A 15007-nucleotide genomic window follows, 5' to 3' on the forward strand; every position below is an offset into this window, starting at 1 on the left:
TTGCAGGCTGGCAAGCGGACGCGCAGGTGCCTAAGTAGGAGGGGACGTAATAAAACGGGCAGTCAGGCTTTGGTTATCTCTGTGATTGCGGACACGGTGCTGCGCCAGATCGAAACGGTGCAGGATACGGTCAGCGAAACGCTTTTTGAGCCGGTGGTGCGCGTCGGCGTCACCGGGCTTGCGCGGGCTGGCAAGACGGTTTTTATCACCTCACTGGTGGCAAACCTGCTGGACCGGGGGCGGATGCCGCATCTGCTGGCCGCCGCCGACGGGCGCATTGATGCGGCATTTCTGCAGCCGCAGCCCGATGACACTGTGCCGCGGTTTGATTTCGAGAGCCATCTGGCGGATCTCACGGCGCGTGAGCCGCGCTGGCCCGACAGCACCCGGACAGTTTCGGAATTACGGCTGTCCCTGCGGGTGCGCCGCGGCGGACTGCTGGCCGGGCTGAAGGGGCCGCGCACGGTGCATATCGATATTGTGGACTATCCGGGCGAATGGCTGCTGGATCTGGCGTTGCTGGACAAATCCTATGGTGCGTGGTCGGCGGAGGTGCTGGCGCGGACAGAGGCGCGCGGGGAAGCCGAAGCCTATCGCGATCTGGTGGCGCAGACCGACCCTTCGGCCCCGCTGGAGGAAACCCGCGCGCAGGCGCTGGCATCAGAATTTACCGCCTATCTGACCGCGGCGCGGGCGGCGGGTTACTCCGACTGCACCCCGGGGCGTTTTCTGCTGCCCGGTGATCTGGCGGGCTCGCCGGTCCTGACCTTTGCGCCGCTGCCCGGCGATGGCAACGGTCCGCGCGGCTCGCTTCTGCGTGAGATGGCGCGACGTTATGAAGCTTATCGCAAATCCGTTGTCCGGCCGTTTTTCCGCGAGCATTTTGCAAAGATAGACCGCCAGGTGGTGCTTGTCGATGTGCTGGGCGCGATTCACAAGGGGCCGCAGGCGGTGGAGGATATGCGCGCGGCCATGGCCGATATCCTCAGCGCCTTTCGCCCCGGGCAGAACGCTTTTCTGACGCAGCTTTTTCAGGGGCGCAGGGTAGGTAAAATCCTTTTTGCCGCAACGAAGGCCGATCATCTGCACCACAGCCAGCATGCAAAGCTCACCGCGATCACCGAGGCGCTGGTGCGCGGTGCCTCAGAGCGCGCGAAGTTTGCCGGGGCGACCACCGCTGCGATGTCCATCGCCTCACTGCGCGCGACGACTGAGGAGACGATTACGCATGACGGCACAACGCTTGATGTGGTGCGCGGCAGGCTGCTTGAGAGCGGCAAACAGGCGGCCTTCCATCCTGGCGCGCTGCCTGACGATCCGGGCCATCTGCTGACACCGGCGCGCGCGGGCGCGGAAAAGTGGCTGGATCAGGATTACCGTGTGATGAATTTCGCACCACAGCCGCTTACTTTGCGCCCCGGCGAGGGTCCGCCGCACATCCGGCTTGATCACGCAGCCCAATTCCTTTTAGGAGACAGGCTATGACGGATATCACCATCACTCCGGCCCGGAGCCTCGATGCGGGCGCTGTCGGGCACATCCTGTCGCTGACCAACGACCAGATGCCCTGGCTGCCGCGGGTACACACGGGCGCCGAAGAGATCCGCTATGCCGGCGATATGATCGAGGCAGGCTGGGTCCGGGTGGCAAAGGTGGACGGGCGCGTTGTCGGTTTCATCGCGCGCTGGGAGCAGGACGTGCATGCGCTCTATGTGCTCCCGGATGCTCAGGACAAGGGCGTTGGCACGGCTTTGATCGACGACGCCAAGACAGACAGTGAAACGCTGGCACTCTGGAGCTATGAGGTCAACACGGGTGCGACACGGTTTTACGGGTTGCGCGGATTTATCCAGACAGATCAGACCGACGGCAGTGACAATGACGCGGGCCTGCCCGACATCCGCTTTGAGTGGACCCGGAGCAAAAGCTGATGGCCAGAGGGCCGGTTCTTATCGATCTCGACGAGGAGGCGCCGGCGACATCGGTGGCTGAGGCACCACCTGTACCCGATCCCGGCCTGCCGGCCCCGTCCGGGCAGGCGATGCAGGCGGCGGCGCGTATCGCTGCGCGCCGGCCCTCGCGGCTCGGGCGCTGGTTCTGGGGGCTGGCGGGCGCGCTCATCTGCGCGCTTGCTAGTCTTGCGGCATGGGAACTGGTGACCGGTCTGCTGGATCGCAACCCGGTGCTGGGCTGGGGGCTTGGCGGCCTGATGGCGGCGTTTTTTTTCGTTCTGGTGCTGGTAGCGCTGCGAGAAGCGGCGGCAATCGGGCGGCTGGGTCGGATCGATGATCTGCGCAAGGCCGCTGAGACGGCACGGGCGGAGAATAACCTGAAAGCCGCCCGCGCGGTCAGCGCGCGCCTCGTGGCACTTTATAAAGGGCGCGAAGAGACGCGCTGGGGTCGCGACCGGCTTGCGAGGCTTGGCCCCGATCAGATGGATGCGGGTGCCCTGCTGGCCCTGACGGAGGCCGAGCTTCTTGCCCCGCTCGACCAGCTTGCGCGCCGCGAGGTTGAGGCCGCCGCACGGCAGGTGGCGACTGTTACGGCTCTGGTGCCTCTGGCGCTGGCGGATGTTGCCGCAGCACTCACCGCCAACCTGCGCATGATCCGGCGCATTGCTGAGGTTTACGGTGGCCGTTCGGGCACGCTGGGGAGCTGGCGGCTGGCGCGGGCGGTGATGTCGCATCTGGTGGCCACGGGCGCTGTCGCAGTGGGCGATGATATGCTGGAGCCGGTGCTGGGCGGGTCGATCCTGGGCAAGCTCTCACGCCGCTTTGGCGAGGGGCTTGTGAACGGCGCGCTGACCGCGCGCGTGGGCGTCGCGGCCATGGAGGTTTGCCGGCCGCTGCCCTTCGGCACTGGAAAGCGGCCGAAAGTGCGCTCTATCATCAAAGACAGTCTTGGCGGGCTTTTCGGCGCGTCACAAAGCTGAGGAATCTGCCACCTCCTGGAGGGATTTCATGGAAAGTTTTGCGGCCGATCTGGCCACAATGGTACGCACGCCGCTGGAAGAAGACCACGTCAGGCTGATGCGCCGCGAGGGCAAAGTGGTGCCGTTCAAAGCCGGCGAGATGGTACAGGAACCGGGGCAGGCAACTGATCTCTTCCACTACGTCCTGGCCGGCGAGGTCGAGGCGGTCGACCCGCGCACGATGGAACGGATGGGCGATGCCACGCTGGGTCCGACGCAGTTTTTCGGTGATCTGCAGTTCTTGTCGGGCGGTGTTTCGCTGGCGGGTGCGCGTGCGGTGACGGACAGCGAAGTGCTCTGCGTGCCCCGCGCGGCGATGCTGCAGCTGATGTCGGATGTGCCGGAAATCAGCGACATTGTGGTCACCGTGCTGGCCGCGCGGCGGCAGCGCGCTGTGCGGGCGGCGGACAGTCTGCTGACGCTGATCGGCCCGGAACTCAGCCGGGACATCCGGGAGGTTGCCGGCTTTGCCGCGCGTAATCGCATTCCGGTGCGCGAGATTGCCGCCGACAGCGAAGAGGCGATGGCGCTGGCCGCGCAATGCGGTCTGGAAAAAGCGCATCCCGGCGTGCTTTTCGGGCGCGAGCGCAAGATCGAGCCCCCGACCCCGCGCGCGGTGGCCGAAGCGCTGGGGCTCGATCTGACTCCGGGGGAGGCGGATACCTTTGATGTGCTGATCGTTGGCGGCGGTCCTGCGGGGGTCGCGGCGGCGGTCTATGCCGGTGCCGAAGGGCTGCGCGCGATTGTGCTGGAGGACCTGGCGATTGGCGGGCAGGCGGGCACCTCGAGCCGGATCGAGAATTACATGGGCTTTCCTACAGGCATTTCGGGCGGCGATCTTGTCGGGCGCGGCGAGGTACAGGCGATGAAGTTCGGAACACGGTTTTCCGTGCCGCGCCGGGTCGGTGCGCTGACGCAATGTACGGAGAAGAAGTTTCACGTCACGCTGGATGACGGTCACAGTGTCTCGGCGCGGTCGCTTATTGTGGCGACAGGCGTGCAGTACCGGCGCTTGCCGCTTGAGGGGCTTGAACGGCTGGAGAATGCCGGTGTGTACTACGCCGCCACAGAGGTTGAGGCGCGCTGGTGCCGCGACAGTGAGGTTGCGGTGATCGGCGGCGGTAATTCCGCAGGACAGGCCGCGATGTTTCTGGCACGCACCACGCGGCATGTGCATCTGCTTGTGCGCGGCGAGGGCCTGGCCTCTTCGATGTCTGATTATCTGCTGCAGCGGCTGGAGACGCATCCGCGCATCACCATTCACACCTGTACTGAGGTCACCGGGCTGCACGGCGACACACAGCTTGACCGCATCACAATCCGCGACCGCACGTCCGGTCAGTCCTGGGATCTTCGCACCCAGGCGCTTTTCATCATGGTCGGGGCAGCACCCAACACCGGCTGGCTTTCGGGGCTTGTCGATCTCGACCCGCGCGGGTTTGTGCTGACCGGCACCGCGGCCGGCGGGCGCTCTCAGTTCGAGACCTCTCTGCCCGGTGTCTTTGCGGTGGGTGACGTGCGCGCAGGGTCTGTAAAGCGCGTGGCATCGGCGGTAGGTGAGGGCTCGGTGGTGATCTCCTCAGTCTGGGCGCATGTTAACCGATAAAGGCGCGCTGTCCCCGGCACCCTGACGCCAGGATCTGCATCGCAGCCGCAGAAACGCAGGGTTGTAGCGGCGCGGTGGCCTGCCTATAAACAGCGCATGATGGCTTTTCGCGCACTCACTATACGAATTATATCCCCGGCGCTCTGAAACGATGAGACGCCGGGCCAAGGTGCTGAGCATATCGCACCGACCGCTTATTCCCCCCTGACCGACACAACTCCGAAGGACGCCCGCAATGTGCGCCGATACGACCAACACACCTGAATATAAATCCACCCTGAACCTGCCCCGCACGGAATTTCCGATGCGCGCGGGCCTGCCCAAACGCGAACCCGACTGGCTGTCCCGCTGGGAGCAGATCGGCATCTATGACCGCCTGCGGGAAAAGGGCGGTCGCAAGCCCTTCACGCTGCACGACGGACCGCCCTATGCCAACGGGCATCTGCACATCGGGCACGCGCTGAACAAGACAATCAAGGATATGATCGTGCGCAGCCATCAGATGATGGGGTTTGATGCGCGGTATATCCCTGGCTGGGATTGTCACGGTCTGCCGATCGAGTGGAAGATCGAGGAGCAATATCGCCAGAAAGGCCGCGACAAAGACGATGTTCCGATCAATGAGTTCCGGGCTGAATGCCGCCAGTTCGCCGCCGGCTGGGTCGATATCCAGCGCGAGGAATTCAAGCGTCTGGGCGTGACCGGCAACTGGGCGGATCCGTACCTCACGATGGATTTCCACGCCGAGCGGGTGATCGCCGAGGAGTTCATGAAGTTCCTGATGAACGGCACGCTTTATCAGGGCTCGAAACCTGTGATGTGGTCACCGGTTGAGAAAACCGCGCTGGCCGAGGCCGAGGTGGAGTATCACGACAAGGACAGCTTTACGATCTGGGTGAAGTTTAAGGTTGCCGGTACCGGTGATGCGCTGCTCGACGGGGCGCAGGTGGTGATCTGGACAACGACGCCCTGGACGATGCCGTCCAACAAGGCAGTGGTCTATGGTGAGAACATCTCATACGGGCTTTATGAGATCACCGGGCGGCCGGAGGAATCCTGGGTTACCATCGGCGATCGGTATGTCCTTGCGGACAAACGCGCGGCTGATGTGATGTCCCGTGCGCGGCTTGATGACACAATGTATCGCCGTTTGTCTGATGTCAGCAACGAGGATCTGGCAAAGATAAGCGTCACGCATCCTCTTGCTGGTGCAGCCGGCTCAGAAGGCGAATGGGACGAGCCCCGCGATTTCCGGGCGGCGGACTTCGTCACAGACGACGAAGGCACCGGATTCGTGCACTGCGCACCAAGCCACGGGATGGAGGAATATGAGCTCTATCGTGATCTCGGCATGCTGCAGGAGGTCATCACCTATAACGTGACCGACGAGGGCATGTTTCGCGAGGGGCTGCCGTTTTTTGGTGGCAAATACATCCTCAATCGTAAGGGAAAAGAGGGCGACGCCAATGCAGCCGTGATCGACAAGCTTGTCGAAGTCGGTGGCCTGATGGCGCGCGGGAAAATCAAACACAGCTACCCGCATTCCTGGCGTTCCAAGGCGCCGGTGATCTATCGCAACACGCCACAGTGGTTTGCCGCGATCGACAAACCGGTGGGTGACGGGCTGGATATGCACGGCACCACCATCCGCGAGCGGGCGCTGACCGAAATCGATAATGTGAAGTGGACGCCGAAGTCCGGGCGCAACCGGCTGCATTCGATGATCGAAGCGCGGCCCGACTGGGTGTTGTCGCGCCAGCGGGCGTGGGGTGTGCCGCTTACGTGCTTCACCCGCAAGGGTCTGCTGCCGACCGATCCGGGCTTTCTGCTGCGCAACGAAGAGGTCAACCAGCGGATCGTCGAGGCCTTTGAGGCCGAAGGCGCGGATGCCTGGTATGAGGAGGGCGCCAGAGAGCGGTTCCTTGGCGGCATCGTGGACCCGGATGAATATGATCAGGTGACCGATATCCTGGATGTGTGGTTTGATTCCGGATCAACCCATGCCTTCACTCTGCGCGACCGGCCCGACGGGACCAAAGACGGTATCGCGGATGTCTATATGGAAGGCACAGACCAGCACCGCGGGTGGTTTCATTCCTCGCTGCTGCAGTCAGTGGGCACCACCGGGCGCGCGCCTTACCGCAATGTGGTGACGCACGGGTTCACGCTGGATGAAAAGGGCATGAAGATGTCCAAATCGCTCGGCAATACCATCGTGCCGGAAAAGATCGTGCAGCAGTATGGCGCGGATATCCTGAGGCTCTGGGTGGCACAGACCGATTACACGCTCGATCAGCGCATCGGGCCGGAAATTCTGAAAGGAACCGCTGACAGCTACCGGCGGCTGCGCAACACGATGCGCTATATGCTGGGTTCGCTGGCGGATTTCAGCGAGGCGGACCGGGTGACGGCAGAGGATATGCCGGAGCTGGAACGCTGGGTGCTGCACCGTCTTGCCGAGCTCGATAAGACGGTGCGCGACGGCTATGCCGCCTATGATTTCCAGGGTGTCTGGCAGGCGGTCTTTACCTTTGCCACTGTCGATCTGTCGGCGTTTTACTTCGATATCCGCAAAGACGTTCTCTATTGTGACGGTGACACCCGGGAACGGCGCGCGGCGCGCACAGTGCTCGATTTGCTCTTTCACCGGCTGACCACATGGCTGGCTCCGGTGATGGTTTTCACCATGGAAGAGGTCTGGCTGGAGCGTTTCCCGGGCGACGAAAGCTCTGTCCACCTGCAGGATTTCCCGGAAACACCTGCTGAATGGCAGGATGCGGATCTGGCGCGCAAATGGTCCGGGATCCGGTCTGCGCGGCGTGTGGTGACCGCGGCGCTGGAAATTGAGCGGACAAACAAGGTCATCGGAGCCTCGCTTGAGGCCGCACCGGTGGTTTACATCGCCGATGATGCTCTGCGCGGTGCGGTTACTGACCTGCCGTTTCAGGACATCTGCATCACTTCGCAGATCACGGTAAGCGGCGACCCCGCGCCTGAAGATGCGTTCCGGCTGCCGGAAATTGCGGGCATCGCCGTGGCCTTTGCCCGCGCGGATGGTGAAAAATGCGCGCGCTGCTGGAAAGTGCTGCCCGATGTCGGCACCCATGCTCACCCGGGCGTCTGCGGTCGCTGCAACGCGGCTGTAGGGTAAGCACGCGGTCTTCGGCGGGGTCCGCGCGGGATATGAAACCGGCGCGGACCCTTTTCCGGTCAGTATGGGGTATCAGGTGGCCATGCGTGCCACGTCCTTGAGCAGGCCCGGGTCAAGGCGCGCGTCCGCGCTGCCGTGCAGAACCGAGATGTCGCCGGTCGTCTCAAACACAACCGCCAGCACCTGATCATAGTCCGTGACATTCGCCTCGCGGAGTTTGGCGCGCAGTTCATCCTCGCTGACCTTCGCGTGTTGCAGGTTGTCATGCAGCACCTCGCGGCCGTCCATGAGCAGAAGAGGTTTGTTGGTGACAAGGTCTGCGATGCGTTCGGAGCGCGACACTAGGCTGGTCATGGCGATCTGCAGGACGAAAAGCACAGCGATCGCTGCAAGAGGTACCGCCAGAGGCGTATTGTCAGAGGTCGCGGCGCTGGCGAGCAGTGAGCCGATGGCGACGGTGACGGCAAAGTCATGCGAAGCCATTTTGGCAAAACTCCGCAGGCCCGCCATGCGCACGGCAAGTATAATGCCGCAATAGGCAAGGAGGCCGCCCGCTATGGCCTGCCAGAGAGATGACGGATCATCGGGTAAAAGTGTCATCGGCATATCCTTCCCGGCCATCCGGCCCCTGAGTGCCGGGCCCGGTCAGAGACCGGCGCCCATCGCACAGCCTTTGGGTGTGAAACGCCTCAGATGCGGTTTGGGTTGCACTCTGGGTGTGAAACCGGAGCGTGCCGTTCAGACCCGGCTGCGGTTTTAAGACGTGGTCCGGCGAAGCGGGTCGCGCTGGCGGACTGGTTCAGCCGCCGTCGACCTGACGCTGGTAGTCCTCTGCATCGAACCAGCCCCTGGAGGCGGTGACCTGCATGGCGTCGTCGAGATCCCACTCTTCCCAGCCACCGACCCTGCAATGGTTGCCCGTCTCCGCGTGATGCCCTTCGAGCGTCCACAGATAAACCATGTGGTCACCCCCCGCACGCACCCCGTCACGGGTCAGATGCAGGTCCGGAAACTCCGCGTGAAAGCCGGCGGCCATGGCTTCAAGGGCGCTGGTCCCGGCATGGGGATCACCGCGATTGATCACGATCGCTGCGTCGGGGGTGAAATGTCCGGCCACCTGCGACGGGTCCTTGCTGTTCCACGCGGCGGTACAGGCGTCAGCTTTCTGCTGTGGTGTCATCTTCAGAAAATCCCTGTGTCCTGAAATGTGCCGGCAGGATGTGGCAAAAGCATCTGCTGTGCCATTATTTTCTTAACGCTGTGGCACAAGGCGCAGGAAGCGGGTTGCGCGAAATGCAGGCTGCGGTCAGCATCAGGCATGGCTGAGAAGACAGTTGAAACACAATTCGGTGCACTGACGCTGAGAGAGGAAAACGGTGCTCTGACGGCGCTGCGCTGGGGCATTGCGGCACAGGAAGACTGCACGGACCTGCTCGAACGTGCCGCAGAGCAGTTGCGCGAATACGATGCCGGTGCGCGCGAAGCATTTGATCTGCCGCTGCATGTGCACGGCTCTGAGCTGCAGCGGGCGGTTTGTGCAGCGATTTACGCGATTCCATTCGGCGAAACGCTGACCTATGGCGAGATTGCCGGTGCACTCGGAGTGCCGGCACAGGCGGTCGGGCGCGCCTGCGGGGGCAATCCCATTCCGGTGATCATTCCCTGCCACCGGGTGATGGGGGCAAAAGGGCTGACCGGGTTTTCAGGCGCAGGCGGTGTCGAGACAAAGGTGGCTCTGCTGCGCCATGAGGGCGCGGGCAGTTTTCTGATCTGAGGTATGCTGTTCAGCCGGTGGTGCGTTCGGGGATGATTTGCTGCGCGACACCGGCAAAGACCAGATAGACGCTGGTGGTGATCAGACCCCAGTGCGCCCAGCTTTCGGGATGAAAATCGACCCAGGCCGCCCAGCCGGCAAAAAACGTCCAGGCCAGCGCCATCGGCAGAGTGATTGCCCGCCAGCGCTCGGTCCGTACGGGGTGCACAAATCTGAGCGGCAGGAACATCGCGACGGCCAGCGCACTCACCAGCGTGAGGCTGACCCAGAAATTCGGCTCCAGAGCAAAGATCACCAGCACCAGCATGTTCCAGCAACCCGGAAAGCCTGAGAAGGAGTTATCTTTTGTTTTCATGCGGGTATCGGCAAAATACATGGCGCTGGCAAAGGTGATGATGATAATTGCGAACCAGCCCGTCCAGCCGTCCATCAGACCTGATTTGAAGAGCGCAAAGGCGGGAATGAACACATATGTCAGATAGTCGATGATCAGATCGAGCAGCACGCCGTCGAACTCGGGGGCGTTGTGTTTGACGTGGTATTTACGCGCCAGCGGCCCGTCGATGCCATCGACGAAAAACGCAACAACCAGCCACAAAAACATCAGGTCCCATTTTGCATCCACTGCGGCGAGCATTGCCAGCATGGCAAAAACAGCGCCCGTGGCGGTCAGCAGATGTACGCCGAGGGCGAGGAAACGAACTGTCATGCACGCTTCATGCCGCAAGAGCCGCCCGGATGCAAAAAGAAACTCGGTCGTTCACCGCAGGGCCGGTGAGCCGGTTGCAAGGGCACGCAGACAGCAGGGTTTCCGGCGCTTTGATGCCGGTCAGGCGCGCGGGTGGGCGCGGTCGTAGACTTCCATCAGCCGGGCGGTGTCGACCGCTGTATAGGCCTGGGTTGTCGAGAGCGAAGCATGTCCCAGAAGCTCCTGTATTGCCCGCAGATCACCACCGGCGTCCAGCAGATGGGTGGCAAAGCTGTGCCGCATCGCGTGCGGTGTGGCACTCGCCGGCAGGCCCAGCTGCATCCGTGCGCGCGCCATGACCTTCTGGATCGGTCCGGGGCCCAGTGCGCCGCCACGGACGGCGCGGAAAAGCGGCGCTCCGGCCTCGGCCGTATACGGACAGAGCTGCAGATAGATGTCGACACTGTCGCGGGCCGCTGGCAATACCGGCACCACACGTTCTTTATTTCCCTTGCCGAAAATCCGCAGCACATCGGGCAACGGAGCATCTGACCCTTTGAGCGACAGCGCCTCGGAAATCCGCAGGCCGCAGCCCCAGAGCAGCGTCACTACGGCCATGTCGCGGGCCGCAATCCAGGGCTCCTGTGACTGCACACCGATCGTCTCGATCAGGCTGCGCGCGGCATCTTTGGCCAGCGGGCGGGGCAGCTTTTTCTGAAACTTCGGGGCGCGCGCGGAGAGAACTGCAGTCGCCTCAAACCCCTTGCGCTCGGCCAGCCAGCGGTAAAAGGCTTTGACAGCTGAGAGCTTGCGCGCAAGGGATCTGGCACTGATGCCGGTGCCACGGCTCTGCGCCATCCAGGCCCGCATGTCGCTGATTGTGATGTCCTGCAGCGCGCCGAGCCCCTGGGGCGCGCCTTTGTGCTCAGTGATAAAAGCCAGGAATTCAACGACATCGCCCCGATAGGCGGTCAGCGTGTTGTCGGAGGCGTTTTTCAGCGCACCCTGATGCTGCAGCCAGGTCTGCAGCGCATCATGCGCGGCCGGGCTGATCTGCGTTGTCATGACAGCCAGCGGCGCATGATCCGTTCAAATACGCCGGCGAAGAACACCAGCAGATCGGTGCCCTGTTGCGGTCCGAACATATGCGGGTCTTCGGCACCAAGCACCAGCATGCCTGGCTGACGGCCCTCACCGAAATCAAGCGAGAGGCAGGCCTCTGATCTGATCCAGTCGGATTTGTCGCCATAAAGGCTGCCGGCGTCACCCTGCACCTGGCGCAGGGTCACCTGTCGCAAGGCTCCGCCGCGACCTTGTGTGATGTAACCGGCGATAAACCCGGGCGCTGCAACGCGCAGCACGTCATCAAGCCGGTCGAGGCCGTTGGTATCGTCGTGATTTTCGGACTCCAGCACAAGCCGCACCAGATCGACGCGCAGGATATCTGCAACTTCACCGCCCAGATCGCGCAGAAAGACCTCAAATTCGGTCGGGTCCAGCATCCGCAGAATGGCGCGGTGGATCTGGTTTGTGCCGGCGAGGTTTTCATAGGCGGCTGCGATCACCGACCGGTGCGTGTCTTCCAGCCGGTCGAGCCGCGCTTCGAGACGCTCCATCGCGATACCGCGCATGTCGATGATATTGGCTCCCATGGCCTTTTCATTGGCCGCGACGAGCGCATTCATCACGTCTTTATCATCCAGAATGGCATCCGGGCGGGAAATGATAGCTTCACGCAGGGCGTGTTCGATCTTGGGGCTGGTTGTCATCTGCTGCTCTTTATTTTTTCAGGATCTATAGCATGGCCCGGACATAAAATCTGCCACGAAATTACAAAAATTCCGTGGCAGTGTTGTCGTTGCAAAATCGCGTCCCCCGGCCAGCGGGCGGCAGATGGTCAGAGGATTTTCTGGCCTGTCTTGGACCAGTCGTCCATGAACTGTTGCAGCCCCTTGTCGGTCAGCGGGTGCGCGGCCAGCTTGCGGATCACTTCCGGTGGCGCGGTGATGACATCCGCGCCAATCAGTGCTGCGTCCTGAATATGATTCACCGACCGGATCGAGGCGGCAAGGATCTGCGTCTCAAATCCGAAGTTGTCATAGATGGTGCGGATGTCCTGAATCAGGTCCATGCCATCAAGGTTGATGTCATCAAGACGCCCGATGAAGGGGCTGATGAAGGTAGCACCCGCCTTGGCTGCAAGCAGCGCCTGGTTTGCGGAGAAACATAAGGTGACGTTGACCATTTTGCCTTCGGACGAGAGCACTTTACAGGCTTTGAGCCCGTCCCATGTGAGCGGCAGCTTGACGGTGATGTTGTCGGCGATATCGGCAAGCTTGCGGCCTTCGGCGATCATCGCGTCGGCGTCCGTGGCCACCACTTCGGCGCTGACCGGGCCGCTGACAATGTCGCAGATTTCCCTGGTGACCTCGATGATGTCGCGGCCTGATTTCAGGATCAGTGACGGGTTGGTTGTGACACCGTCGACCATACCAAGATCGTTCAGCTCGGAGATCGCTGCGGTATCCGCTGTATCCACAAAGAATTTCATTTTTCATTCCCTTTTGTTGACTGGCGGAACGCCTGCGCATTCCCTCTTGCTCTTGGCTTTACCGCATGATCTGCCATGCTGAAACCCGAAAATCCCTGAGAGCCGGAGCCTGCGCGTTGAGCGAGCCGCAATTTTTTGAAACCGGTGCGCTGGTGGCTGTGCTGACAACGCAGCCATTGGGGCGTGCCCTGGACTACCGCGCACCCGAAGGGGGCTGCTTTGCCGGTGCCTTTGTCGAGGTTCCGCTGGGTCCGCGAAAAGTTATCGGCGTGGTCTGGGGGGCGGGGCAGGGCGATTACGATATCTCGAAGATCCGGTCGGTGATCCGCGTGCTGGACGCCGTTCCGATGCGTGAGGAGATGCGCAGCTTTCTGCAGCGGGCCTCCGACTATACGCTGACGCCCATGCCTGCGATGCTGCGTCTGGCGACCCGGGCACCCGGTCTGGGAAATCCGCCGTCGATGCGGCGGGTCTACCGGCAGGGCAATGCGGAGCCCGACAAGATGACGGCGGCCCGGCGCAAGGTGCTGGCTGCACTCGCAGACTATGGTGATCTCGCGTTCACGCTGAAAGAGCTCGCTGAAATGGCCGGTGTCGGCTCGTCGGTGGTCAAGGGGCTGGTGTCTCAGGGTGCCGTGCTTGAAGAGGACAGTCCGCGCGATCAGCCCTTTGCGCGGCTCGATCCCGCACTGCCGGGCAAAAAGCTGACCGAAGATCAGGCGACAGGTGCTGCGGCGCTTGCGCAGGCCGTGCGTTCTGAAAGCTATGGCACGACGCTCCTGCGCGGGGTCACAGGATCGGGCAAGACCGAAGTGTATCTTGAAGCGGTGGCCGCAGCGCTCTCTGCGGGGCGACAAGCGCTGGTGCTGCTGCCCGAGATCGCGCTGACCGCGGAGTTTCTGACCCGTGTAGAAGAACGCTTTGGCGCAAAGCCCGCCGAGTGGCATTCGGGCGCCACTATGACGGAACGTCGCCGGATCTGGCGCATGGTCGGCGAGGGACAGGCTCAGCTTGTCATCGGCGCGCGCTCGGCGCTTTTTCTGCCGTTTCAGAACCTCGGGCTGATCGTGGTCGATGAGGAGCATGACACCTCCTACAAACAGGAAGAGGGCGTGCTTTATAATGCGCGCGATATGGCTGTGCTGCGCGCCTCGATCTGCGGGGCGCATGTGGTGCTGGCCTCGGCCACCCCGTCGCTGGAAAGCTGGGTCAATGCAGAGGCGGGCAAGTACCGGCGTCTGGAACTGAAATCGCGGTTCGGCCCTGCGGTACTGCCGCAGATGCGCGCGATTGACATGCGCGCTGAAAGCCTGCCGGCCAGTCGCTGGGTCTCGGATGAGCTCCGGCGCGAAGTGGCTGCACGGCTTGAACGCGACGAACAGGCGATGCTCTTTATCAACCGGCGCGGCTATGCGCCGGTCACGCTCTGCCGCGCCTGCGGACATCAGATCGGCTGTGATCACTGCGACGCGCGGCTGGTCGAGCACCGGTTTCTTAAGCGTCTCGTCTGCCATCAGTGCGGTGAGACCAGGCCGATGCCCGATGCCTGTCCCTCCTGTGAGGTCGAGGGGCGGCTGGCGCCGGTGGGGCCCGGTGTCGAGCGCCTCGGCGAGGAGGCGGCAGAGCTTTTCCCGGACGCCCGGGTTGCGACGCTGAGTTCGGATATGTACGGCTCCGCCAGGGCGCTGAAAGAAGAGATTGCCGGTATCGCTCAGGGAGCGGCGGATATCATCATCGGCACGCAACTGGTGGCGAAAGGGCATAATTTCCCGAAACTGACGCTGGTGGGGGTGATTGATGCTGATCTGGGGCTGCAGGGCTCGGATCTGCGCGCGGCGGAGCGCACCTTTCAGCTGATGCGCCAGGTTGCTGGCCGGGCAGGCCGGGCCGAAGCACCGGGCACCGCCCTTCTGCAGACCTATCAGCCTGAGCATCCGGTGATCCGCGCTATTCTTGCCGGCGAAGAAGAGGCTTTCTGGGCGGCGGAAGCCCGCGAACGCGAGGCGGCGGGCGTGCCGCCTTATGGCCGGATGGCGGGGATCATCCTGAGCGCACCGGATGTGGCGCAGGTCTTTGACGCCGGCAACCAGCTGGCGCGCCACGACGAGCCGCTGCGCGCGATCGGCGCGCAGGTTTTCGGACCGGCGCCTGCGCCCATCTCCCGGGTGCGCGGTCGTCACCGGGTACGGTTGCTGGTCAAGGCTGAGAAATCCGCGCCATTGCAGGCCGCTCTGGCGAAATGGGTGGGGCAGGTCAGGCTGAAGGG

At 62.8% G+C, this 15007-nt stretch carries 13 protein-coding genes; 7 read left to right on the forward strand and 6 right to left on the reverse strand.

Going from position 1 to position 15007, the window contains the following annotated elements; translation table 11 throughout:
• Window positions 1–69 precede the first annotated feature (69 nt).
• The 5 genes from Q0M35_RS05340 (at window position 70) to ileS (ending at window position 7728) form a co-directional block, all read left to right on the forward strand.
• A complete protein-coding gene (locus tag Q0M35_RS05340; protein ID WP_295313188.1) occupies window positions 70–1485 on the forward strand; it encodes a YcjX family protein in 1416 nt (471 codons plus the stop codon).
• Complete coding sequence (locus tag Q0M35_RS05345) at window positions 1482–1931, forward strand: GNAT family N-acetyltransferase (RefSeq protein WP_295313189.1); 450 nt, start codon at window positions 1482–1484, stop codon at window positions 1929–1931. The genes Q0M35_RS05340 and Q0M35_RS05345 overlap by 4 nt, the downstream gene beginning before the upstream one ends.
• Entirely contained in the window at window positions 1931–2932 is a 1002-nt protein-coding gene (locus Q0M35_RS05350) for a TIGR01620 family protein (RefSeq protein WP_295313190.1), read from the forward strand. Before Q0M35_RS05345 ends, Q0M35_RS05350 begins: the two co-directional genes overlap by 1 nt.
• A 28-nt stretch (window positions 2933–2960) precedes the next feature.
• The gene (locus Q0M35_RS05355) at window positions 2961–4577 is read left to right on the forward strand and encodes a cyclic nucleotide-binding domain-containing thioredoxin-disulfide reductase (RefSeq protein ID WP_295313191.1); all 1617 of its coding nucleotides are present in this window, start codon (window positions 2961–2963) and stop codon (window positions 4575–4577) included.
• A gap of 235 nt (window positions 4578–4812) precedes the next feature.
• Window positions 4813–7728 carry an isoleucine--tRNA ligase gene (gene ileS, locus Q0M35_RS05360; protein ID WP_295313192.1) on the forward strand — a complete coding sequence of 972 codons (2916 nt, stop codon included), beginning with the start codon at window positions 4813–4815 and terminating at the stop codon, window positions 7726–7728.
• A gap of 72 nt (window positions 7729–7800) precedes the next feature.
• Here the strand turns inward: ileS and Q0M35_RS05365 are convergent, their stop codons facing one another.
• Both Q0M35_RS05365 and Q0M35_RS05370 read right to left on the reverse strand, forming a co-directional pair.
• Entirely contained in the window at window positions 7801–8328 is a 528-nt protein-coding gene (locus Q0M35_RS05365; protein WP_295313193.1) for a YetF domain-containing protein, read from the reverse strand.
• Between the two features lie 199 nt (window positions 8329–8527).
• Window positions 8528–8908 carry a nuclear transport factor 2 family protein gene (locus Q0M35_RS05370; RefSeq protein WP_295313194.1) on the reverse strand — a complete coding sequence of 127 codons (381 nt, stop codon included), beginning with the start codon at window positions 8906–8908 and terminating at the stop codon, window positions 8528–8530.
• A 138-nt stretch (window positions 8909–9046) separates the two neighbouring features.
• On the opposite strand from Q0M35_RS05370, the gene Q0M35_RS05375 reads away from it, so the two are divergent.
• Entirely contained in the window at window positions 9047–9502 is a 456-nt protein-coding gene (locus tag Q0M35_RS05375; RefSeq protein ID WP_295313195.1) for a methylated-DNA--[protein]-cysteine S-methyltransferase, read from the forward strand.
• 10 nt (window positions 9503–9512) lie between these two features.
• Here the strand turns inward: Q0M35_RS05375 and Q0M35_RS05380 are convergent, their stop codons facing one another.
• From Q0M35_RS05380 to fsa, 4 genes are all read right to left on the reverse strand, one after another.
• A complete protein-coding gene (locus Q0M35_RS05380; RefSeq protein WP_295313196.1) occupies window positions 9513–10211 on the reverse strand; it encodes a CDP-alcohol phosphatidyltransferase family protein in 699 nt (232 codons plus the stop codon).
• A 120-nt stretch (window positions 10212–10331) separates the two neighbouring features.
• The gene (locus Q0M35_RS05385) at window positions 10332–11255 is read right to left on the reverse strand and encodes a tyrosine recombinase XerC (RefSeq protein WP_295313197.1); all 924 of its coding nucleotides are present in this window, start codon (window positions 11253–11255) and stop codon (window positions 10332–10334) included.
• On the reverse strand, window positions 11252–11959 hold the full coding sequence (locus tag Q0M35_RS05390) for a DUF484 family protein (RefSeq protein ID WP_295313198.1): 708 nt from the start codon (window positions 11957–11959) through the stop codon (window positions 11252–11254). Before Q0M35_RS05390 ends, Q0M35_RS05385 begins: the two co-directional genes overlap by 4 nt.
• A gap of 128 nt (window positions 11960–12087) precedes the next feature.
• Entirely contained in the window at window positions 12088–12741 is a 654-nt protein-coding gene (fsa, locus tag Q0M35_RS05395; RefSeq protein ID WP_295313199.1) for a fructose-6-phosphate aldolase, read from the reverse strand.
• Window positions 12742–12806: 65 nt separating this feature from the next.
• Between fsa and Q0M35_RS05400 the strand changes: the two genes are divergently transcribed.
• The coding region (locus tag Q0M35_RS05400; RefSeq protein ID WP_295313200.1) for a primosomal protein N' at window positions 12807–15007 on the forward strand (2201 nt) is incomplete at its 3' end.

The sequence above is a fragment of the Roseobacter sp. genome (assembly GCF_024639605.1).
Taxonomy (GTDB): Bacteria; Pseudomonadota; Alphaproteobacteria; order Rhodobacterales; family Rhodobacteraceae; genus Roseobacter.